Here is a 22,094-nt window from a genome sequence, read left to right on the forward strand (position 1 = left end):
CGGCCATGTCCAAGGAGATCGCATGACGAAGATCGCCCTCATCACGGGCGCCAACAAAGGCATCGGCTTCGAGATCGCCCGGCAGTTGGCCGAACAGGGTGTCACCACCGTCATCGGCGCACGCGACGAAACGCGGGGCCGGGCCGCCGCCGAACAGCTCGGCCAGAGGTTCGTACAACTCGATGTCACCGATGAAACGAGCGTGCGCGCAGCCGCCGAGTGGATCGGGCAGGAGCACGGCGGGCTCGACATCCTAGTGAACAACGCCGGAGTCATCACGCCCGGTGGTGGGCTGCCCAGCGCGTCCACGCCGGAGGCCGTCCGGTTCGTCTTCGAGACGAACGTGTTCGGCGTGATCACGGTGACCAACGCGATGCTTCCGTTGCTGCTGAAGTCACCGGCCGGCCGGATCGTCAACGTCTCCAGCGAACTGGGCTCGTTGACGAACGCCCTGATCCAGGACAGCCCGATCTGGGGGCTGAACGACATGCCCTACAACGCCTCCAAGGCGGCGGTGAACATGATCACCGTGTCGTACGCCAAGGAGCTGTGGGACACCGCGATCAAAGTGAACTGCATCGATCCCGGCTGGTGCGCCACCGACATCAACGGTAGTTCCGGATACCGGACGGCCGCGCAGGGGGCGGCGGTCGCGGTTCGTCTCACGGCGGTCGAACCCGGAGGCCCGACCGCGACCTTCGTCCAAGAAGAAGGCCCCCTTCCCTGGTAACTCTCATGAGGAGACGGATTTCCATGAGCATCAATGAGCTACGTCGTTCCGTTAGGGGCCCGGTGCACCTGCCCGGTGAAGAAGGCTTCGATCAAGCCGCTGCCCCCTGGGCCGTGGGTGTGCGACAGCCGGTCACGGCCGTCGTCGAAGCGGAGGATTCGGCGGATGTGGCGGCGCTTGTGCGATACGCACGTTCCGCCGGGCTAACCGTCACGACTCAGCCCTGGGGCCATGGCGCATCGGGCGATGTCGAGGGGGTGATCCTGCTGCGCACCAGCCGCCTGGACTGGATCGAGGTCGACGCAGGCTCACGCACCGCCCGCGTGGGCGCGGGCGTGCCGTGGGGACGGGTGCTCACCGAGACGGGCAAGCACCGCCTGACCGGGCTGGCGGGCAGCTCTCCCGCGGTGAGCGTGCCCGGCTTCGCGTTGGGCGGCGGGGTGTCATGGTTCGGCCGCAAGTACGGCTGGGCCGCTGATTCCATCCGCTCCCTGGAGATCGTCGACGCCGACGGCAACCAGGTGCGGGTCACCCCCGATTCCGACGGCGAACTGTTCTGGGCCCTGCGCGGCGGCGGCGGGGACTTCGCGGTGGTCACCTCCGTCGAGCTGACGCTGTTCGAGGTTCCGAGCCTGTACGGCGGGCGGATCGTCTGGCCGGCCACACGCACGGCAGAGGTGTTCGAAGCGTTCCGGAGGGTCAGCGCGTGCGCCCCCCGGGAGCTGTCGGTGTGGATCAACCGGATGCAGCCGCCACCGCCCGCCCCGGCGATCGTGACGGTGGACCTCACCTATCTCGGCGCCGAGGATGAGGCCCGCGGTCTCCTGGCCGACTTCGACGAGATCGGCGGCAGCCTGTCCGACAACCGCGCGATCATGGAAATCGCCGACCTGGGCGGCATCGCGGCCGAGCCGGTGGATCCCAGCCCGATGCTGGCCCGGACAGAGCTGCTGACCGGGCTCGACGACCTGGCCGTCGAGATCCTCAAGACCGTGCCGCTGGCGCCTCTGGTGAACCTGCAGGTACGCCATCTCGGCGGGGCGCTGGCCGAGGCCAACCCCTCCGGCGGCGCCGGTGGCGCCCTCGCCGAGCCGTACATGCTCTACCTGCTGGGGTTGAGGCTGCCGAACCTGGCCGAGGCGGTGCAGAGCAGGCAGGCGCAGATCATCACCGATCTGGACGGCTACGTCAGCGGGCGCAAGCCGTACACCTTCCTGGCACCGGGCGAGAGCGCGACGATGGCCTTCCCTCACGAGACCCTGGTCAGACTCCGGGAGGTCAAGAAGGACCGCGACCCTGGCAACGTCTTCCGGGCCAACTTCCCGGTAGCTGGCTGAGCAATGGCCCCACCCCGCGTGGTGATCGTCGGGGCCGGGTTCGCCGGGTATCAGGCAGCCAAGGCGCTGTCTCGCCGCATGCGGGACAGCGCCGAGGTCGTCGTGGTGAATCCGACCGACTACATGCTCTACCTGCCGCTGCTTCCCGAAGTGGCGGCGGGCACCCTCGATCCGCGCACCGTCGCGGTGTCGCTGACGGACAAGCTGCCCGGCGTCAAGCTGGCGCTGGGGAGCGCACGGCGGATCAACCCAGCCGCGCACACCCTGGTCTACCGCGACCCCGAGGACCGGGAATGGGAGATCGGCTACGACAGACTCCTCCTCACCGTGGGCAGCACACACCGGCCGCTGCCGATCGAGGGGATCGCCGAGCACGGCCACGGCGTACGCAGCCTGGCCGAGGCGCTCTACCTGCGTGACCACGTGGTGAGCCAGCTGGAACTGGCCGCCGCGGACGATGACGCGCAAGAGCGCCGCGCACGGTGCACCATCGTCGTGGTCGGCGCCGGCTACACCGGGACCGAGATCGCGGCCGCCGGACAGCTGATGACGACCCAGTTGGCCAGGGATCACCGGCGGTTACGCGACACGCCGGTGCGCTGGCTCTTGCTGGACGCGGCACCGCAGGTGCTCCCGGGAATGGGCGATCGGATGTCGGCCGCGGCCACCCGCATCCTGAGCCGGCGCGGCGTGGAGATCCGCACCGGCACCTCGGTACGGCGGGCGGGCGCCGAAGGCGTTTGGCTGACCGACGACACCTTCGTCCCGACCCGGACGATCGTCTGGGCGGTCGGCGTCCGGCCCGACCCACTGGTGGCCGGCCTCGGACTGGAGCTCACGCAGCAGGGGCGGATCAAGGTCGACGAGTACCTCAACGTGCCCGGCCACCCAGACATATACGCCTGTGGCGATGCCGCCGCCGCACCCGACCTGACCCGACCGGGCGGGGTAACCGCCATGAACGGCCAGCACGCCGAACGGCAGGGCACCCGCGCCGGGCTGAACATCGCCGCCAGCCTCGGCCTGGGCGTGGCCAAGCCGTACCGGCACCACGACCTGGGATTCGTCGTGGACATGGCCGGCTGGCAGGCCGTGGCCAACCCACTCGGCATCCCGCTGTCGGGCATCGCGGCCAAGGCAGTCACCGCTGCCTACCACCTATACGCCGTACCGGCCAATCGGCGGCGCATCGCGGCGGCCTGGCTGGTCAACGCCTTGTCACCGCGGCAGAGCGTGCAGCTCGGGCTGGCACAGGGCTCTTCCATCCCCTTGAACCCCTCATGAGGAGCAGCACATGAATCGCGTGGCCGCCTGGTTCGACGCGCGCCTAGGCGGCGGCGCCTGGGTTCGCAAAGCCATGCGCAAGGTCTTCCCCGAGCACTGGACCTTCCTGCTCGGCGAGATCGCCCTGTACGCCTTCGTGGTCGTGCTCGTCACCGGGGTCTTCCTGACCTTCTTCTTCAAACCCAGCATGAGCGAGGTGGTCTACGCCGGGCCGTACGCGCCGCTGCGCGGAGTGCGGATGAGCGAGGCATACGCGTCCACCCTGGAGATCAGCTTCGAGGTGCGCGGCGGACTGCTGATCCGGCAACTGCATCACTGGGGCACGCTGGTGTTCCTCGCCGCCATCACCGTCCATCTGCTGCGCAACTTCTTCACCGGCGCCTTCCGCAAACCACGCGACCTCAACTGGATCATCGGCGTTGCGCTCTTCGCGCTGGTCATGTTCAACGGCCTGTTCGGCTACTCACTCCCCGACGACGTGCTGTCCGGGGCCGGCCTGCGCATCCTGCACGCCATCACCCTGTCCGTCCCGCTGGTCGGCACCTACCTGGCATCGTTCCTGTTCGGCGGAGAATATCCGGGCGAGGACATCATCGCCCGTCTCTACAGCATCCACACGCTGCTGATCCCGGCTCTGCTGCTGGCGCTCCTCCCGCTGCACGCACTCGTGCTGACCTGGCGGCAGACCCACACCCAGTTCCGGGCGAAAAGACTCAGCAACGCACAGGTCCGCGGCGTGCCGTTCTACCCTGCCTTCGCCGCCAAAACCACCGCGTTCTTCCTGTTCGTCTTCGCCGTCATCGCACTGCTGGCCACGCTTTTCCAGATCAACCCGATCTGGCTGTACGGCCCCTACCGGCCCAGCGTCGTCGGCGCCGGCTCGCAACCCGACTGGTACATGGCGTTCATGGAGGGCGCGCTGCGCATCATGCCGCCCTGGGAGATCACCGTCTTCGGCTTCACGGTGTCCCTCAGTGTGCTGATCCCCGCTCTGATCGGGCCCGGAGCGCTGTTCACCGGCCTGGCGCTGTGGCCCTTCGTGGAGCGCTGGATCACCGGTGACCATCGGGTGCACCATCTGCTGGACCGCCCCAGAGACGCACCCATCCGTACGGGGATCGGCGTGGCGGGGGTCGTCTTCTACGGCATCCTGTGGATGGCAGGCGGCAACGACGTCCTCGCACACACCTTCCACATCTCGCTCGACACCACCACCCGGTTCTTCCGGGTCGCGGTCCTCGTCGGCCCCGTCCTCGCCTACGTCATCGCCTATCGGATCGCTCTGGGGTTGCAGGCACGAGATCGGCGCACTCTCACCTCCGGCGTCGAGACCGGAGTGATCGTACGGCTCCCCGCCGGAGGTTACGAGGAGATCGAAGCTCCCGCCGGGGACGAACTGGTCGCCGCACTCACGCCGCCCGACCCACCGGTGCGGCCCTCCCGCTTCAACACGGCAGACTGGCGTCGCGCCGTCGCCGGCAGCCGCGCGGACGACGATTGACCGGCCCCGTCGAGCAGGCCGTGACCTGACAGCCGCCCGTCCCGCCGGGCCAGGCGGAGATCTATCCGCGATGGCCCGGCGATGGCACCATCGATGTGATCGACAATGACGCGGGAGGGCGGCGTGAGGCGTTGGAAGCCAGAGCCGAAACATCTGATCCCGCTCCTGGCGTTCCTGGCATGCCTCGTTTGCGATCTGGTGGCGCCACTGACTCTCGTCAGAGACGACGGCGGTTTCTTCCCCCTGCTGACGCTTTTCGCCGGAATGGTCAGCCTGCTGGCGGCACCGCTGCTCCTGCTGCTCTCACTGGGCCGCCTGACCCGATGGACCGTCGCCGCGGCGGTGATGCAGTTGGTCCTCGGTTTCGTCACCTTCGCGGGCGGAGCGCAGCCCCTTCACGCCTTGTACCTGAGCATGCTGGGCCGACCGGTCGAGGCCACCGTCGCGGACACGACCGATCGGTGCGGCAACCAGCCCACCGGCCAGGACGCCGCCACCGGCCCGTATGTCTGCACGGTCTTCCTGGATCTTGTACAGCCGGACGGCGACCCGGTAGCAGGCGGCGCGATGATAGGCAGCGAGTTCACGAGTGCTCGGTGGGAGGCTGTCCGCAAGGACGGGAATCTGTCAGATTCGATCACCGTTCTTGAGGATCCGCTCGGACTGGTACGCCCCCTCCCGGCGGACCCCGGCACCGGGCGGCCCATGATGAGCGACCCCAAGAGCATCCATGGCGTGATCCTTGTGATCTGCTGGATCGCGTTCGCCGGCAGTCTCGTCGCGGTCTTCGCGACCAGCAGACGACCTCGGGTGACGTCTGCCGGCGAAGATGACGCCGACTCGAACCGCTGAGCGCGGGTAACGGAGCGCTCGGCGGGGCCGGGAGCGCTGCCGGGACTCCAGCGCTTCACACGGATGGAGCGGACCGTGGGCGGGCGACCTCGCCTGTTCGGCCGGCAGGTACGGGCGTGACGCCGTTTCATCAGATCGCGGTGCCAGCGCAAGACGGTATCCGGTCGGACGAGCAGCCGTAGCCGGCGCAGGACCTCACGTGGCAGCGAGGTCAGCAGCGCGGCCAGGAAAGCCCGGTCCTCGGGCGCGAATCTCGCCCTGGCATCGGCGCCGGGTTGCCGTTCAAGCACGGTGATCTGATGGCGCAGGGCGAGTATCTCGACGTCCTTGTCCCGCGCTGCCATGCGGCGACCCGGCGCTCGTCCACATCTCGGGGTACGGCTGGCGGGGTGCGGCCAGGCGGATCATCCGTGCGGGGTTGGATGCAAGCGGGCCGACTCGCCGTACCGGCCGGGGCGCCGCTCGCATCAAGTCGATCCCGAGGTCAAGTGCCTGCGACGGCTTTTGAAGCAGTACAGGCCGAGGTGACCGGCAAGCCGCTCTCTCTGAAGAGCCGGAGCATGACCGTCAAGGCCGGATGAATGGACGACGAGCCGGCCGTCCCCGAGCCGTAACGCGACCTCTGTCCCGGGCAGAGGGCACGTCTCCTCGCCCTCGTCGGGAACCGCCGATCACCCTCGCGGCAATAACTAACGTACCTGCACGCACCCGAGAGGCATTAGATGGGAAACGACAGCCGGACGGCCGATGACGCCATGGTGATCGCGCGGTCGCGGCAAGATCCGGAGCGGTTCGCGGTGCTGTTCACGCGCCACGCGCCGGCGATCAAGCGGTACGTCATCAGAAGGCTCGGCGAGGATCCCGCCGAGGACATCGTCGCCGAGACCTTCACCACGGCCTTCGAGCGCCGCGAGTCGTACGACACGGCGCGGGGCGATGCCCTGCCCTGGCTGTACGGCATCGCCACCAACCTCATCGGCCGGTACCGGCGCCGCGAGGTCACCCTGTACCGGGCACTGAGCCGCACGGGGGCGGATTCAGTCACCGAGCCGTTCACCGACCAGGTGGATCAGCGGGTGTCGGCGACCGCGGTCAACCGCCGCCTAGCAGCCGCGCTCGCCGCGCTGCCCCGTGCACACCGCGACACGCTGCTGCTGGTCACGTGGGCGGAGCTGACCTACGAGCAGGCAGCCGAGGCTCTGGACGTGCCGGTGGGCACGGTGCGCTCACGGGTGAACCGGGCTCGCGGCAAGCTCCGCCAGGCGCTCGGGGACGTCGACCCAACCGCCATCACCGAGGAGACGCACCGATGAACGACATCGACCTGCTCAACCAGCTGCGATCCGAGATCCCGAACGACCCCGACGTCCGCGCGGAGGAGCGGCGCCTGCTGACCGCGATCCGCACGCAGCGGGCACGGCGGGCGCCCAGGGTGCCCCGGTACCGCATCGGCCTGGCCCTGGCCGCGGCGTGCGCGGCGGCGGTCGCCGCGGTGGCCGTGGTCAACTTGGGCGGCGACCACCCGGCCCCGCCTGTGACCGTCCAGAAGCCCGACACGCTCCTGCTGCTGGAGCGGGCGGCCCTGGTCGCCGCCAAGCGCCAGGATCTGCGGCCCGACCAGTGGACCTACCGCAAGGAACAGCAGGGCCGTCCCGGGATGCCCTTCGAAGTGTGGATCCGGGGAGACGGGCGCAAGGAAGCCGTGCGCCAGAACGGCAAGCTCAACCAGGGCAACGGCGAGAAGGGATCGATGTACCCGGCCAAGACCCAGCGGATGCTCGAAGCCCTGCCCACGGACCCTGAGGAGCTGCTGCGGCACTTCGGCGACAGCGACCAGGAGCTGTTCCCGATGTCGATCTGCCTGTTCGACTGCCCCGCCGACAGCCAGAAGGACGTCAACGCCTTCGGGGCCATCGGCTGGTTCCTCAAGTACGGCCCCATGGTGCCCGCGGACAAGGCCGCCGCCATGTACCGGGCCCTGGCAAAGATCCCGGGCGTCACCGTCCAGGAGAACGTCAAGGACGGTGCCGGCCGTACCGGCGTCGGCGTCGTCCTCGACCTGGGCCAGGCCGGCAAGGGCACTTATGTCCTCGACCCGACGGACTACCGCTACCTCGGCATGCTCGTCGAGCGGGACGGCAGGACGTCGACCGACACCGTGCTGGCCAGCGGCATCGTCGACGGCCCCGGCCAGGTGCCTTAACCATCACGACGCGTGGGCAGGCCGATCGCCTGCCCACGCACCCGACACCGAGAGTCGCATGCACATCGCCTTCCTTCTTCACAACGCCTTCGGCATCGGCGGCACCATCCGCGCTGTCACGAACCTGAGCCAGGCGCTCACCGAACGCCACCACGTCGAGATCGTCTCGGTCTTCCGCAGCGCGGACACCCCGACGCTCAGCGTGGACCCGCGGGTTCAGATGACCTCGCTCGTCGACACTCGCCACGAGCCGGACAACACCGGACCTTCGCGCATCTATCCGACTGCCGAGGCGCGCTACGACCTGTACTCGCGTCTCACCGACCACCGCATCACCAAGTACCTGCGCTCCACCTCCGCCGACGTCGTCATCGGCACCCGCCCCGGACTCAATGTGTGCCTGGCGGCCCTGGGCAGCCGCCGCTACCTGCGCATCGGCCAGGAACACGTCACCCACGACCTGCACAGCCCCGACCTGCGCACCGCCCAGAACCAGGCCATCGCCCAGCTCGACGCCTTCGTCACCGTCTCCGAGGCCGACGCCGCCACCTACCGCACCGCCCTGCCCGCACTCGCCGACCGCATCCGGGCCATCCCGAACGGCGTGCCACCCACCCGGCTGAGTCCTGCCGACGGCCACTCCAAACTCGTGGTCGCCGCGGGCAGACTCATTCCCGTCAAGCACTACGAGCTGCTCGTCGACGCCTTCGCCAAGGTCGTCACCGAACGCCCGGACTGGCGGCTGCGCCTATACGGCCGAGGACCGCGGCGCCAGGAGTTGCACGACCAAATCGACGAACTCGGCCTGCACGAGCACGTCCGCCTCATGGGCCCGGTCTCCCCCATCGAGACCGAATGGGCCAAGGGCGCCATCGCCGCCGTCACCTCCAGCGTCGAATCCTTCGGCCTCACCATCGTCGAGGCCATGCGCGCCGGGATCCCCGTCGTGTCCACCGACTGCCCGCACGGCCCCCGCGAGATCATCACCCACGGCCGCGACGGCCTCCTCGTCCCCAACGGCGACGCCCACGCTGTCGCCGACGCGCTACTGCACCTCATCAACGACGACGCCCTACGCCTGGCCATGGGCCACGCCGCGGTCCACACCGCCCGCACCTTCGAACCACAGCACACCGCCGCCCGGTACGAGCGCCTCTTCGCCGACCTCGGTGGTGTGACCAGAAGGCGATTCCTCCGCAGAAAGCCGGTCACCCCGACACCTCCCCCACAACGCTTGGCCGCCGACTGCGTGGTGGACGCCGACGGCGACCTCCACATCCACCCTCCCACCAACACACTCGCCACCGCCGTGGTGTGCAGGCTACGCACCGACCCCACCAAGACGCTCCGCCTGCCATACCCCTCACCAGCGATCAGCCGCCGACGGCACGCACTGTCCGACGGCCGCTGGGACCTCTACCTCGAAAGCCCCGACGGCACCCTCACCCGCCTGGCCGCCGGACTCTGCGACACCCGCGCCCTGACCGCCGGTCGAGGCGGCATCACGGTCCGGATCCCCTACACCACCGACAAGGGCAACCTGTCCATCCGCGTCTGGCAACGTCCCACCCACGCCGAGGTCGACCACATCGAGGTCGACACGACCTGCACCATCGTCGACGGCCGCATCCTGGGCGCCGCCTTCACCGGCACCGCTGCCGCCGAATCTCGCGCAGGGCAACAGAGTGTGGAAGTACGGCTGGCGCAGCGGGGCGACCGGTTCCGCCTCGTCATCGACCACGCCCGCCTGACCGCGGCCGGCGGGGACACCTGGGACTTGTGGCTACACCCGGCAACGGGTGACCCCATCCGCGTCGGCCGCCTCCTCGACGACATCGTCAACCGCTCCACGATCGATGTATATCCAGCCGTGGAACTGCACGGACTGCGCATCCGGCCGTACTACACCACCGCCAACAACCTGTCGATCCGCGTCCGACCAGCATGACCCGCACGGTCACACCACGCAGGGTCAGGAGCTCCAACCGGCCGACCACTATGTGGCTTACAAAAGTGAACTAGCAGATAGACCCCAAATCGACCGGTCAAGGAATGCCATCCGCCCCGTGGATGCTCGGTGGATGCTCGCCGGTATCTATGATCCGGCCGGGCCCGGCCGGATGCTGTTCGCGTTCTTCGCCGCCATGGCCGAGACCGAGCGGGAAACGATTCGCGAGGCGAGGCTGGAGGGGCTGGACGCTGCAGCCCCCAAAGGCAATCACGGTGGTCGTCCGCACCACGCCAGGAGGTCCTCACCCAGTTCAAGATCAGCGAGAGCGAGTCGACAATCTCGTTCCGCCGTCACCAACGTCCATGGTCAGTACATCTAGGTCCGTGCAACCGTCGGATGCGACTCGACGACATGAGCGTGGGTCACCTCGCGCGGTGATGAGCGCGCGAGGATACGGCCGGAAGCGAAGGAGAAGAGTCACGGAAGCCTTGCCTGCGACTCTTGTCGCGTAATCGAGCGAAGGCAGGTTCTCCATGCGAAACAAGATCGTGAGCGTGGTGGTCCCAGCGACCATCCTGGCGATAGCTGCAGCACTCGGCACCAGCGCGTCCTCGAGCGCGGATGTGGTGAGGTCCAAGGCCGCCCACATCAAGAGTATCCACAAGACCCTCGCGCAGTGCGAGGCAGCGGGCTACAAGTACTCCGGGGACCCCGAATACTGGGACTGCCAATGGGACAGTCCGTTCTGGGCGCTCTGGGTCCTGAAGTGACCGACCGGACAGCACGTACCTGCAGGTGGTCGCGTCGTCCACGACTGCCGTAGACGATCGCGGCGCAGCCATTGATCTGTCCAGCCTGAGCCGCCCGTCGGGCGGCTCAGGCTGGACATGACCCGTCGCAGGATCTGGGCGCCAGCCGCTTCCAGGCTCGGGTTGGCGGTGGTGCCGCTGTAGCGGGGCCGGGTGGCTGCCAGAACGGCGTTTGCGGGCTTCTACCTTTGCGTTGGTGTTCGAGCAAGTTCCCTCAAGGTCCACAAGATGTCGCTTGCCAGCTTGATGGGACCGCCGTGTTGCCACGAGCAAGGGACCACCTGGTCGTGGTGTCGAGCATGGTGATCTCCTTATCTCGGCAACGGACACGCCGGATGTCGACTGTTGTCCTCGTTGACGTGCGGATTGCTGGCGAAGCCGGTAGGACTCGCCCTCGACGATGAGCTCGTGCGCGGTGGAGACGAGGCGGTCGACGTGTCAACGACCGGCTGGGCGAGCAGAAGGGTGCGCGGACACCGCCGGCACAGCGGCTGCAGTACTTCTTTCCGGCTCAGTCCCGAGCCTCTGCGATCCTCCGCTGGTCCACGACGACCTGTCGGTCCGTCATGCGCCCGCGTCCGAAGGGCCGCACGAACCCGTCCGTCGCGAGTGCCGGAACGCCCCGTCGACTGTGACCTTGGCTACTCCCCCGGGCCGGACGGAGACCGGCACCATGAGTCATTTCCCCTGTTAGCGGTTGCTATGGCAGGACACGCTAGGTATGGGCTGTTCCGTTCCTCTTCCCGCCTGCCTTCTATCCGGCTTCTCCCGGCCGCTCAGCGGCACGATCATTACTCGGTAGCATCACAGCGGGAGAACCGGGACGTGAAGGGGACACATGGAGTCGGAAGCGCGGTTCGCGCTTCTCGGGCCGGTGTCGGTCGATGGGCCTGACGGGCCGATCACGCTGGGCTCACCGAAGCAGCGGACCGTGCTGGCCGCCCTCCTGCTCAATGCGAACCGCACGGTGTCGGACGACCGGCTCATCGCCCTGGTCTGGGGCGATCGGGCGCCGCGCACGGCTGTCGCGCGCTTGCAGGTGTACGTCCACGAGCTGCGAGCTCTGGTCGGCAAGGAGCGCATCAGCCGTGTCGGCGCCGGCTACCGCATCCACGTCGACGCGGACGAGCTCGACCTACATCTGTTCAAGCGGTACAGAACCGTCGCGCGCGCCGACGCCGAGGAGGGGCGCCACACCGACGCCGTGGCGTACTTGCGCGCCGTGGCAGAGCTGTGGCGCGGGCCCGCGCTGGCGGGGACCAGCGCCGAGCTGATCCACCAGGAACGCCCGGGCCTCGAGGACAGGCGGCTCTGCGCCCTGGAAGAGTTGTACGACGCGGAGCTGGCGTCTGGGCGGCACGCCGAGATCGTCGGCGAACTTCACACGGCGGTGGCCGAGCACCCACTGCGCGAGCGGCTCCTGGGGCAGCTCATGCTGGCCCTGTACCGGTGTGAGCGCCGCGCCGAAGCGCTGGCCGTGTACCGAGACGCGAGACGGCGGCTGGTCGGCGAACTGGGCATCGAGCCCGGCCGCCCCCTGCGCCGGTTGCACCAGCGGCTCTTGCAGGACGACGAACCCGACTCCCCGGGGGCGGGCATGCAGGCGGTGGCTCTTGTCTCGCAGCCGACGCCTCCTTCGCCGCAACAAGGACCGCTGGCACCCTTCGTCGCGCGGCCGGCCGAGCTGCCCAGGGCCGTGCCCGGGTTCGCCGCCCGCGACGCGGAGCTGGCGTGGCTGACTGAGTGCCTGGGCGGCGGTGACGGCGTGTGCGTGCTCAGCGGCACGGCCGGCATGGGCAAGACGGCCCTCGCGTTGCACTGGGCGCACCAGGCCAAGGACCGCTTCCTCGACGGCCAGCTCTACATCGACCTTCGCGGCTATGATCCGGACCACGAGCCGCTGACCACGACAGCGGTGCTGACCCGGCTGCTGGTCTCGCTCGGCGTCGATCCTGAACGCGTACCGGGCGGGTTCGAGACCCAGCTCGGCCTCTACCGCTCGCTGCTGGCGGGGCACTCGTTCCTGCTGGTCCTGGACAACGCTCGCTCAGCAGCCCAGATCGAGCAGCTCCTGCCCCCGACTGGCGTAGCGCTTGTGACCAGCAGGCACCGGCTGGGCGAACTGGTGGCGTACGCGGGCGCCAGGCAGCACTCGCTCGGCCCGCTCTCCGACGAGGGCGGTCGGGCACTGCTGGACGGCGTGCTCGGGCCGGCGGACGGCCCGGCCGAGTCGGATGCGCGCGGCGAGCTGGTGCGTGCGTGTGGCGGGTTGCCGCTCGCGCTGCGCATCGCCGCCGCCAACGCCGCCGCCCGGCCCCAGGACGGCACCGCAGCGGTCGCGGCGGAGCTGGCCGCCGGCAACCCGCTGGCGGGACTCATCGTGGACGGTGCCGAGCACAATACCGTCACCATCGCCTTCTCCGCCTCCTACCGCGTGCTCGCCCCAATCGAGCAGCGGGTCTTCCGCCTGCTCGGGCTCGTGCCCGGCCCCGATGTCACCGTGGCGGCCGCAGCGGCGGCCACCGGCCTCCCCCAGGACGCGGCGCGCGCCTCGCTCAAGGCCTTGGCCGCGACCCACCTGCTCGAACACCACATCACCGATCGGTACCGCTTCCACGATCTGGTCCGGCTCTACGCCGTGGCGGAAGCCGGGCGCGACCCCGAGCGTGAGCCGGCGTGGCGCCGCCTGTTCGGCCACTACCTGGAACTGGGCGCCGCCATCGCCGCCCAGTGCGCGCCAGGCGAGTTCCTGCTCCCCGGCCCGCAGCCGCACACGGACGCCCTTGAGCAGCTGTCCCCCGAGGCGGCCGACGTCGTCCATCTGATGGCCGCGCTGATGCGCGCGATCGAGCGCGATCCCGGCCCGGAGGTCTGGCGCCTGGCCGACATGGTTCGCGCCATCTGTGCCCGCACCGGCCACATCGGTGAGTGGATGGAGATCGCGCCGGCCCTGCTGAAGGCCGCCTCCGCCCATGATGTGCCGGCCGTAACCGCCATGCTGCACACCGGCATGGGCGATGGCCTCTTTCGCACCGGGCGCCGTGAGGAGGCCGTTGAGCACCTGGAACAGGCCGTCCGCGTCGCCCGCGAGAGCGGCGGGCGGGAGGGCGAGGCGGCGGCCAGGATGGGGTTGAGCTTCGCGCGTGCGTGGACGGGCGACCTCGCCGAGGCGATGGCCGACAACGTCCGGGCCGCGCAGCTCTTCGACGAGCTCGGCTCGGTGCCCGGCCACATCCGGGCACTCAACGCGCTCGGCAACCAGTACCACCACATGGGCCGGCTCGACCTGGCCGAGGAATATTGCAGGCAGGCGCTCGCCTTGAGCCGGCGCCACAAGCTGCCCTACGCCGAGGGAGCCGATCTGCAGCAGTTGGGTGCCGTGCTCCTCGACCAGGGCCGGTACGGCGAAGCGGAGACCTGCCTTCGGGAGTCGGTCGCCCTGATCACTTCAATAGGCGGCCACGGCGCGGCCACGACGCAGATCTGGATCAGTCGGCTGCATTGGGAGAACGGCCAGTGGGCGCAGTCGCGGGACGAGGCGCTGTGTGCGCTCCACGTGTGCCGCGGCCAGGGTGACCGGCTGGTGGAGGCGGCGGCGCTGGTCGCGCTGGCCGATGCAGGAATCGGCCTCGGCCTGACGGCAGAGGCCGCGGACAGCCTGAACCTGGCCGACGACCTCATCAGCGCAGGCGGCCTGAGCTGGCATCTGGCCTACGCGCTGCTCGCCCGTGCCCGGCTGCTCGACGCTCAGGGCGACTACGAGGGCGCCGTCCGCCACGCACTTCGGGGACACGCCGTGGCGTCCGAGAACACGTACCTGCTGCCTGAGCTGGCCGCGCTGACGGAGCTGGCCAGGCTGGAACGGCGGTGTGGCGACCGCAAGGCGGCGGCGCACAAGGCCGACCAGGCCTTGCGACTCTGCAGGGAGATCGGGCACGCACCGTGTGAGAGGAAGCTCGCGCCGTTGCTGGAAGACGCGATGTAAGGACCTCGCCTGGCAGCAAGCCTCCTCCGGCGAATGGATGACCTACGCCGCCGATGTCAGCCGTCATTCCCGCACTGAAACGCAGATGAAGACGGGGCCGGCCCACGGCTTCCCGGACGAATGAGAGATCACCAATGCGTGACCAGCCAAGGCTTGTGCGGACGGGCCGGGCGATGGCGATCGCCACCATCGCTCGTCTTCGCCGGCGCGCTCGCGAGCATGGCCGCCTGGTCCGACGGCCAACGCCGCCGTCACCGTGGTCCACACCGGTCTGCCCGACTGGGCGCGCTACACCCAGCGAGCCGACATCCTCACCGCCGCGGCGGGCGTGCCGGGCATCATCCAGCCCAAGCACGTCAAGCCCGGCACGGTCGTGGTCGGTGGCGGGGTCCGCTACGAGGGCCGCCGCCTGCTGCCGGATGTGGACGAGTCGGTCGAGAGCGTGGCGGGCGCGATCACGCCGCGCGTGGGCGGTGTGGGGCCCACCACGGCCGCGATGCTGTTCCGCAACGCCATCACGGCGGCAGAACGTGCGGTGGCGGGCGCCTAGCCACGGCTCTCATTCTTCGCGGCCCGGCCTGGGTCGGGGGCGGTTGCTACGCGTGCAGCGGTGGTGGGCCGGCCGTGCCTGCTCGCCATTTGCTCTCGATCGTCCGCATCAGCGCCGGGTACACCAGCGCATACCGGAACGGCTTGATCGCGGCCATGTAGGCGGCGCCGAACAGTCCGTTCGGCTTCACCAGGACCGCCATCTGGCCGTGGTAGCCGCCGGATCCGTCCGGGACCCAGCCGATGTGCATGACCGTGTGCACCGTCCCGTTGGCCATCTCTGCCGCCCATTCGTCCTGGAGCAGGTACAGGGACGTGAAGGGGAAGTCGTTGGTGTCGGGGCCCGATGGTTGGTCACGCAGAGCCCTTGGCAGCCGATCCTTGAGAGAGGTCACCCTGGAGTCGAGGCCAGCGCTCGGTCGGTCCCAGCCGAGCACCGCGCCGATCTTCCACCGGGCTTCCCAGAGCACGCGGACGACGAGCGGGGCGCCCTGCGGGAAGTCGCCCGTGACGACCTGCGACACCAGTCGGGGGAGGTCGTCGGGTCCGCCTGGCGTCGGCAGCGCCCACACGTCCTCGACCTCGAAGTCGGTGGTGAGTTCGTGGATCATCCAGGGGCGCGAGGTGTGCGCGGACTTCGGCAGCTTCATTCGTGGATCTCCAAGGTGGTGGGCGCGGGCGGTAGGCCGAGAATGCCGCGCACCGCCTCTCCGTGAGTTCGACGTCGTAGGGCGCGTGGCCGGCAAGCGGGATCGTGACGCCCTCGAGGGCGCCGAGGTAGGCGTCTGCCATCTGCCGGGGTGGCGGCCCCGGCGGGCCAGTGTCATGGTGAAATCGTCGCGCTCCTCCTTGGCCTGCACCGCCTGCCTTTGGATGACGCATACCGAGGGATAAGCGCTGAGCTGGTCGAGCCCGATCTGCCGCAGCCCGCTGGGCGTGATGCCGTCCCGGGACAGGAAGTTGTGCACCGCGTCACCGGTGGCTGCCCGGCCCGGCATCGGCCAGCACCACCCGGCGCCGTGCTCGTCCGAGGGTGAGCGCGGCGTTGAGCCCGGCGGGGGCGACTTCGGCCAGACCCGCTTCCAGCGGGGTGGGGATCATGGCCGAACTAGCTGGATGTCCGCCGTCCGCGTCCTGTGGGTACGGCGCGAGGCGACGAGGCCGAGTACGCCGATGGCGACCATCAGCCAGCCGCCGGTGATCGGAAACTCGATGACGCACAGCAGCGCACCGCTGGTGATCAGATACCAGCCGATCTGGCCCGGGAGATGTCCGGTGGTGTGGGCCAACCGCCGGGCCAAGGTGCCCAGGGCCAGGAGCAAGATGCCGACAGCGAAGAAGTAGAGCGTGTATTCGCGCTTGAAGTAGTCGGAGGCGCCGCTGTCCGCGGCGGAGGCCCAGAAGCCGTCGCCGGCCATAGCGGACCAGGAATTCGGAGTGGCGAGGGCGTAGCCGAAGTGCACAATCGCCAGCGCGATGATCAGGCGGGGGACCCATCGGGTCAATGCGTTCATGTGGTGTACTCCCACTCGTTCGGGGCCAGGCGCAGGGCTAAGGCGTAGATGTCGCGCAGGTCGGGCGCGGGGATGGGCGGGACGACCTGCTGGGCGCCGATGAGGATTAGGTAGAGCATTCGGGCCATGGGTTCGACGTCGTCCCGCGGGCCGCCGAGCTCGCGCAGCAGGCTGCACAGGTAGTCGATGCGCAACCGGTCCACACGTTCCTGGAGGGCGAGGACTTCGGGGTCTTGCAGGGCCCAGGCGCGGATGGCGATCTCGAGGCCTTCGCTGCCGCTCTTGTCCTCCAGGACTAGGTTGAGCAGGCGCCGAAGCCTGCTCTGAGCAGGTGTGCCAGCGCTCTCGGTGCCGGCGATGAAGCGAGTGGTGTGCTCGGTTTCGAAGTGCGCCAGCAGGTCCGTCTTGTATCCCGCGATGCCCTTGAAGTGGTGATAGAAAGAGCCCTTGGTCAGGTCGAGCTCGGCGCACAACCGCTCAATTGTCAGGGCTCGCGCACCATCCTGACGCAGGATGGTGAGCCCGGTTTTCAGCCAGTCACGCTTGCTTGCCATATCCGAACCATACCATACCAGATCGTATGGCCCTTTTTCGAGTACAGCATCGAGACGCCCGCGCCGCGACATCATCTGCACCTCCGCCGCCGCGTCTCCCAGCTCCAGCGGTTGCTCTCGTCACTGCGGCTAGATCTGGCTTGTCGAGAGTGGGCCAGGGCTAAAAGGGGTGCGTGCCCGGCGCTTCCGTGCTGGTCGTCGCCGGCCCGGCCGTGATCGCCACGGCCCTGGGGCTGTGGCGGATCGAGGCTTGCGCGCCAACCGCACTGGGCTGTGCCACCAAGCTGGCGTCCACCCTTCACCACGGGCCACGTCGAGCGTGGGAACTGCGGTGCCGTAGCGCCAGCCAGGAAGGTAATTCATTCCAGATAGTCGAAATGGGGCTGCCACGCGGTGGAGACAAGAGGTGGCCGAACTCACAGTGAGTCCACGCGAGGCGGCTATGAGCCAGGGCGTCCGGCGCCTGCCCCTGACAGCGAAGGTCGTGCCCAGCAGCTGGCCCTGCTGGGAGGTCCGCTCGGCGGGGAGCACTCATCACCGCTGGCAGCTCCGCTGCTGTTCGCGGTGCAGGCCGTCGGGGAACGCATGTGAGTGATCGTGGAGGACTCCACCGAGCCGGTCTCGTCGGCGTACATCGAGGTTGGCCGATGCAGCTGTTCCAGCAGCCGGCGCAAGACCTCGCGCGGTAACAGAGCTGCGATGCTCGGCAGCGAACTTCACTTTGGCATCCGCGCCGAGCTGTCGTTCAAGAACGGTGATCTGGCACCCTTGTCCCTCTTCCCCCAGCGGCAGCAACCGCAGGGCGGCAAAGGCGTTCGTGATGGCCAGATGGGCCAGGCGAAGGAGCACGAGTGATCAGCATGCTTCGGCGACGCAGGCTGGCCACGGCCCGACATAGGCCTCGCGGCGGCGGCGCAGCGCGCTCTGCTGGGCCAGGGCCTGGTTGACCGCGATGGGCATCAGGGTAGGCGCGCGGATTTTCGATCTGCTCCTGGCCTCCCGGTTGAGACATAGTATTTCGCATCTCATTGGAGGACGCACGACGTGACCCGGTTCTTTGCCCTGGTTTTCGCGCTCGCCATCCCGTTCTGGGTGGCCGGAGCGTTCGTGGGAAACCTTCCAGGCACCCCGATGAACCTGCCGGTGGGCGCCCTGATGTTCCCGTGCCCCCTCGTTTCGGCGGCGATCCTCCTGCGGCGGCGAGAGGGGCCCGGCGCGACTCGACGCCTGCTGGGCACGACCTTCGCTGTCAGGGGCATGCGCCGGACGCCCTGGCTCATAGCCGCCTTCCTGCTGGTGCCCGCCATCGAGCTGCCGGCCTATGCGCTGGCCCTGCTGGGAGGTCCGCTCGGCGGGGAGCACTCATCACCGCTGGCCGCTCCACTGCTGTTCGCGGTGTTCTTCGTAGCGGCCGCGGGCGAGGAGGCGGGCTGGATGGGATACGCCGCCGACCCGCTGCAGGACAGGTGGAGTGCCCTCGGCGCGGGCCTGATCCTCGGCGTAGCGTGGGGAGCCTGGCACATCGTGCCGCTGCTCCAGGCCGGCCGCTCTCCGGCCTGGATCGCCTGGTGGTTCCTCGGCACGGTCGCCTCGCGGCTCATCATCGTCTGGCTCTACAACGGAACCGGCGGGAGCGTGCTGTCGGCGATCGTCTTCCACGCCATGCTCAACGTGGTGCCGTCGATGCTGCCGGGCTACGCCGCGGGCGAGGTTCTCATCGCCTGCACCGCGCTGGTCAGCGTGGTCGTCTCTGCGGCGCTGTTCGCCCTGGCCCCGCAGGCCGTCCGGCAGCGGTACCGGCAGCCGACCTCAGGGTGATAGCTCCAGGCGGATTGGTCTGCCTGTCTCTTAGTACTCCAGCCGTACTTAGCGATCTTCAGTTCGGCCGGGGAGGGCCGCAGAGCGGGACGCCGCCTCTGCCCGTGCCGCCGCCACCGCGGCGGAGAACGACGCCGCCACCGCTCGCGACGTCGCCGCCAAGGCCGAGGCGGACGCCGTCGAGGCGGAAAAGGCCGCGGCCCATGCGCGCGACCTCGCGGAGGAGGCCCAGAAGGCCGCTGAGCGCGCCGAAGCGGAAGCGGACAGGAAACGGGAGGCCGAGCGAGCCTCGGAGTCAGGCCCGACAGGTCTGCCCGGGCTGATCAGCCTGACGTACGAGCCCTGGTTCGAGATCAACCGAAGAGTGACTGCGTCGGAACCGACGGCTGCGACATCGACCTGGAGTACCACCTGGGGGACGCAGGACTTGCGGACCGCGTCTACATGAGCCGCGTCGGCTTCCTTACGGGCGATGGCGGCGTTGACCTTGGCCTCGGCTGCCTTGGCCTTGGCGGGGGCGGCGTAGATCTTGGCCAGGCGCACGTTCTCGGCCGCGGCCTGGGAGGCGGCGATGCGGCACGAAACAAGGCCCTGGAGGCCCGACGACGCGCGGCTCTTCCTGGAGCGCGGCGGGTTCCCGACCAGCGCGCCTGCTCCGGACAGCATGGAGTTCCGCACCGGTGTCGCCTCAGCCCCGTTCGCCGCCCGGGTGCAGATCGGCACCGCCGGCTTACCTCTACCTGCCGGACGGGCCGCGAGCCGAGTGTGCGGACCAGACCGGCGGCTGGAGCAGCGGGTCCGCGCGGCGCAGGCGGTCGCCGCGCTGGGCGATCCCGTGGTCGTCTTCCACGATTTGCAGAACCTTTCGTCCCGCCGAAATGAGGAACTACCCTGCACGAGGCGCAGGTGACGGCTCACCGCAAAAGCTGTCCATCTCCCCCGAGAGGGGACGTCGCGGCAGGAGCCGTACCCGGCCTTGGACGGTCGCTCCCCTGCCGGGAGCGGAGCTGACGGTGAGAACGCCGCCGACGGCCTCGAGTCGGTCTTTCATGTTTCGCAGGCCGCTGCCCTGACCGGGAGAGCGCGGGTCGAAGCCGGGGCCGGAGTCGCGGACGGAGAACTCCAGCCACCCTTCGCCGGTGGCGAGCCGCAGCAGCGGGATGCTCCCGCCGGCGTGCTTGGCCGCGTTCTGCAGGGCTTCGAGGCAGCAGAAGTAGACCGCCGCCTCGATTTCGGGTGCGAAGCGTCCCAGAGTGGGGGGCAGGTCGGCCTCGGCCGCGGCGGGCAGCTTGGCGATGTGCGCGCGCAGCGCCGGGGCCAGGCCCTTGTCGGCGAGGATCGCCGGGAAGACGCCGCGCGCCAGATCCCGTACGGTCTCCAGGGCCGACTCCGCCTCCGCGCCAAGCTGTTCCAGCAGGGGGCCGACGTGCGCGGGCTCGGTGTCGAGCAGTTGCCGGGCCAGCCGGAGCTTCAGGGCCAGAGCCACCAGGTTCTGCTGGGCGCCGTCGTGGAGGTCACGTTCGAGGCGCCGGCGCTCGGCGTCCTGGGCCGTCACAATGCGCCGGCGTGACTCGCGCAGCTCCGCGGCCCGCGCGACGTCGCGGAAGGCGATGGCGGCGTGCGCCGCGAGGTCGGCCACGAGCTTGGCGTCCGTGGCGGTCGGCGATTCGCCGGGCGGTTTTGTCAACGCGATGGCCCCGAGGAGGGCTTCGTGGGTGCGGACCTCGGCGACCGTGTGCCCGGAGGGAAGCCGCGGAAGGGCGTCTCCGACGAGGTCCAGCGGCGCGGCGGGCTCGGCGGTCGGCGGATGCGAGGCGGCCGGCTCCAGCCGTCCGCCGACCCGCACCCAGACGTCCGCCCGCAGCGCTCCGGTGGCGTCGGCGAGCGCCCTGGCGAGCGATGGCAGGAACTCCTCGATGGACGAGGTCGTGGCCAGGCGCTCGGACAGGCGTGACAGAGTCTCGTACGGCGTGGCCCTGGCCCCGTGGACGAGGCGGTCGGCCAGTAGTTGTGCCCGGGTCCGCACCCCACTGAACCCCAGTGCGGCGATGGCCGTGGCGATGAGCGGAAGGAACATCCCGCCGCCGGTGCGTGCGCCGACGGCCGAGCCCACTCCGACGACGACGGCGAGGTAGACCGCCGTGATGAACCCGGCGAGCACGGTGTAGCTGAACGTCCGGTGGATGACGGCGTCGATGTCGTAGAGGCGATACTTGAAGATGGCGATCCCTATCGCCACCGGGATGCCGGCCGCGAGGACCAGCAGACTGGCGCGCCAGTCGGGGCGTCCCGTCGGCGGGACGAACTGCACCACGACGGCGGCCGCCGCGACCGTGACGCTGAACCCGAACCACTTGAGCTGCTGCCGCTCCTCACCGCCGGCCCTGCGATAGCGCACCAGGCTGGCCGCCGCCGACGCCAGGGTGAGGGCGCAGAACGCCGCCGCCGGGACGGCGAGCAGCAAGAAGTCGGCGAGACCGGTGAGCACCGGCTCGAACGCCGGCGGCGCGAAGCCGGCGGCTAGGACGGCGGCGCAGACCCCGACGGCGACCAGATCGGCCGCCGCCAGCCAGGCCACCGGATGCCAGCGGGCCGACGGCGGCCGGCCGTCGGGGAACAGCAGCGGCAGGAAGGTACCCGCGGGAACCACGACGAGAACCCACAGCCATGACCCGGCCCAGCCGGCCACCTCCCCGCCGGGCAGCGAGCCTGGTCTGGTGATGAGGGCATAGGCGGCGTAGCCCTGGCAGAGGCTGGTCGCCGCCAGCGCCAGGCCCATGCCGCTGAGCAGCCAGCCCATCGGGTTGCGCGGCGACCGGGCGGCCACCAGTGCTCCGACGGCGGCGAACGCGACCGCCATGAGGGATGCGCCGAGACCGTAGCCCATCCCGGGCCCGTCGTCAGGCCGGTTGAGTACGGCGAGCATGGCGTTGGCCGCGGCGAGGGTCACCGTGCTCAGCCACAGAGCCTGACCGAGTCGGCCCGTGATCCTCATGAACGACCAGGA

The 22,094-nt window shown here is 69.4% G+C and carries 19 protein-coding genes and 1 pseudogene; 14 read left to right on the top strand and 6 right to left on the bottom strand.

Annotated features, from left to right (window positions below):
- Positions 1-22: 22 nt before the first annotated feature.
- The 12 genes and pseudogenes from AB0B45_RS31450 to AB0B45_RS31505 form a co-directional block, all read left to right on the top strand.
- A complete protein-coding gene (locus AB0B45_RS31450) occupies positions 23-730 on the top strand; it encodes an SDR family oxidoreductase (protein ID WP_358137967.1) in 708 nt (235 codons plus the stop codon).
- A 23-nt stretch (positions 731-753) separates the two neighbouring features.
- A complete protein-coding gene (locus AB0B45_RS31455) occupies positions 754-2,067 on the top strand; it encodes an FAD-binding oxidoreductase (protein WP_358137970.1) in 1,314 nt (437 codons plus the stop codon).
- A 3-nt stretch (positions 2,068-2,070) separates the two neighbouring features.
- Entirely contained in the window at positions 2,071-3,351 is a 1,281-nt protein-coding gene (locus tag AB0B45_RS31460) for an NAD(P)/FAD-dependent oxidoreductase (protein WP_358137973.1), read from the top strand.
- A gap of 10 nt (positions 3,352-3,361) precedes the next feature.
- Complete coding sequence (locus AB0B45_RS31465; RefSeq protein ID WP_358137975.1) at positions 3,362-4,852, top strand: cytochrome b N-terminal domain-containing protein; 1,491 nt, start codon at positions 3,362-3,364, stop codon at positions 4,850-4,852.
- Between the two features lie 123 nt (positions 4,853-4,975).
- Positions 4,976-5,704, top strand: a complete 729-nt coding sequence (locus AB0B45_RS31470) for a hypothetical protein (protein WP_358137978.1) — start codon at positions 4,976-4,978, stop codon at positions 5,702-5,704.
- Positions 5,705-6,426: 722 nt separating this feature from the next.
- Positions 6,427-7,017, top strand: coding sequence for an RNA polymerase sigma factor (locus tag AB0B45_RS31475; RefSeq protein WP_358137979.1), 591 nt, complete (start codon positions 6,427-6,429; stop codon positions 7,015-7,017).
- Positions 7,014-7,907, top strand: a complete 894-nt coding sequence (locus tag AB0B45_RS31480) for a CU044_5270 family protein (protein WP_358137981.1) — start codon at positions 7,014-7,016, stop codon at positions 7,905-7,907. The genes AB0B45_RS31475 and AB0B45_RS31480 overlap by 4 nt, the downstream gene beginning before the upstream one ends.
- A 58-nt stretch (positions 7,908-7,965) precedes the next feature.
- Positions 7,966-9,855, top strand: a complete 1,890-nt coding sequence (locus tag AB0B45_RS31485) for a glycosyltransferase family 4 protein (protein WP_358137984.1) — start codon at positions 7,966-7,968, stop codon at positions 9,853-9,855.
- A gap of 133 nt (positions 9,856-9,988) precedes the next feature.
- Complete coding sequence (locus AB0B45_RS31490) at positions 9,989-10,237, top strand: recombinase family protein (RefSeq protein WP_358137987.1); 249 nt, start codon at positions 9,989-9,991, stop codon at positions 10,235-10,237.
- Positions 10,238-10,391: 154 nt separating this feature from the next.
- On the top strand, positions 10,392-10,628 hold the full coding sequence (locus AB0B45_RS31495) for a hypothetical protein (RefSeq protein ID WP_358137989.1): 237 nt from the start codon (positions 10,392-10,394) through the stop codon (positions 10,626-10,628).
- 877 nt (positions 10,629-11,505) lie between these two features.
- A complete protein-coding gene (locus tag AB0B45_RS31500; RefSeq protein ID WP_358137992.1) occupies positions 11,506-14,652 on the top strand; it encodes a BTAD domain-containing putative transcriptional regulator in 3,147 nt (1,048 codons plus the stop codon).
- Between the two features lie 250 nt (positions 14,653-14,902).
- A pseudogene (locus AB0B45_RS31505) lies at positions 14,903-15,202 on the top strand (bifunctional 5,10-methylenetetrahydrofolate dehydrogenase/5,10-methenyltetrahydrofolate cyclohydrolase); the annotation flags it as partial.
- A gap of 46 nt (positions 15,203-15,248) precedes the next feature.
- Here the strand turns inward: AB0B45_RS31505 and AB0B45_RS31510 are convergent.
- The 4 genes from AB0B45_RS31510 to AB0B45_RS31525 form a co-directional block, all read right to left on the bottom strand.
- Complete coding sequence (locus AB0B45_RS31510) at positions 15,249-15,851, bottom strand: DUF2867 domain-containing protein (RefSeq protein ID WP_358137995.1); 603 nt, start codon at positions 15,849-15,851, stop codon at positions 15,249-15,251.
- Positions 15,852-16,173: 322 nt separating this feature from the next.
- Positions 16,174-16,302 carry a hypothetical protein gene (locus AB0B45_RS31515; protein WP_358137997.1) on the bottom strand — a complete coding sequence of 43 codons (129 nt, stop codon included), beginning with the start codon at positions 16,300-16,302 and terminating at the stop codon, positions 16,174-16,176.
- Positions 16,299-16,715, bottom strand: a complete 417-nt coding sequence (locus AB0B45_RS31520; RefSeq protein ID WP_358138000.1) for a DUF6463 family protein — start codon at positions 16,713-16,715, stop codon at positions 16,299-16,301. The genes AB0B45_RS31515 and AB0B45_RS31520 overlap by 4 nt, the downstream gene beginning before the upstream one ends.
- On the bottom strand, positions 16,712-17,269 hold the full coding sequence (locus tag AB0B45_RS31525; protein WP_358138002.1) for a TetR/AcrR family transcriptional regulator: 558 nt from the start codon (positions 17,267-17,269) through the stop codon (positions 16,712-16,714). The genes AB0B45_RS31520 and AB0B45_RS31525 overlap by 4 nt, the downstream gene beginning before the upstream one ends.
- Before the next feature lie 597 nt (positions 17,270-17,866).
- Between AB0B45_RS31525 and AB0B45_RS31530 the strand changes: the two genes are divergently transcribed.
- Together AB0B45_RS31530 and AB0B45_RS31535 are read left to right on the top strand one after the other, a co-directional pair.
- Positions 17,867-18,124 carry a hypothetical protein gene (locus AB0B45_RS31530; protein ID WP_358138005.1) on the top strand — a complete coding sequence of 86 codons (258 nt, stop codon included), beginning with the start codon at positions 17,867-17,869 and terminating at the stop codon, positions 18,122-18,124.
- A gap of 189 nt (positions 18,125-18,313) precedes the next feature.
- Positions 18,314-19,087, top strand: coding sequence for a CPBP family intramembrane glutamic endopeptidase (locus AB0B45_RS31535; protein WP_358138008.1), 774 nt, complete (start codon positions 18,314-18,316; stop codon positions 19,085-19,087).
- Positions 19,088-19,135: 48 nt separating this feature from the next.
- Here the strand turns inward: AB0B45_RS31535 and AB0B45_RS31540 are convergent, their stop codons facing one another.
- Entirely contained in the window at positions 19,136-19,765 is a 630-nt protein-coding gene (locus tag AB0B45_RS31540) for a hypothetical protein (protein WP_358138011.1), read from the bottom strand.
- A 208-nt stretch (positions 19,766-19,973) separates the two neighbouring features.
- Positions 19,974-22,082, bottom strand: coding sequence for a histidine kinase (locus AB0B45_RS31545; protein WP_358138014.1), 2,109 nt, complete (start codon positions 22,080-22,082; stop codon positions 19,974-19,976).
- Positions 22,083-22,094: the final 12 nt, after the last annotated feature.

This window comes from Nonomuraea sp. NPDC049152 (genome assembly GCF_040648355.1).
In the GTDB taxonomy this organism is placed as follows: domain Bacteria; phylum Actinomycetota; class Actinomycetes; order Streptosporangiales; family Streptosporangiaceae; genus Nonomuraea.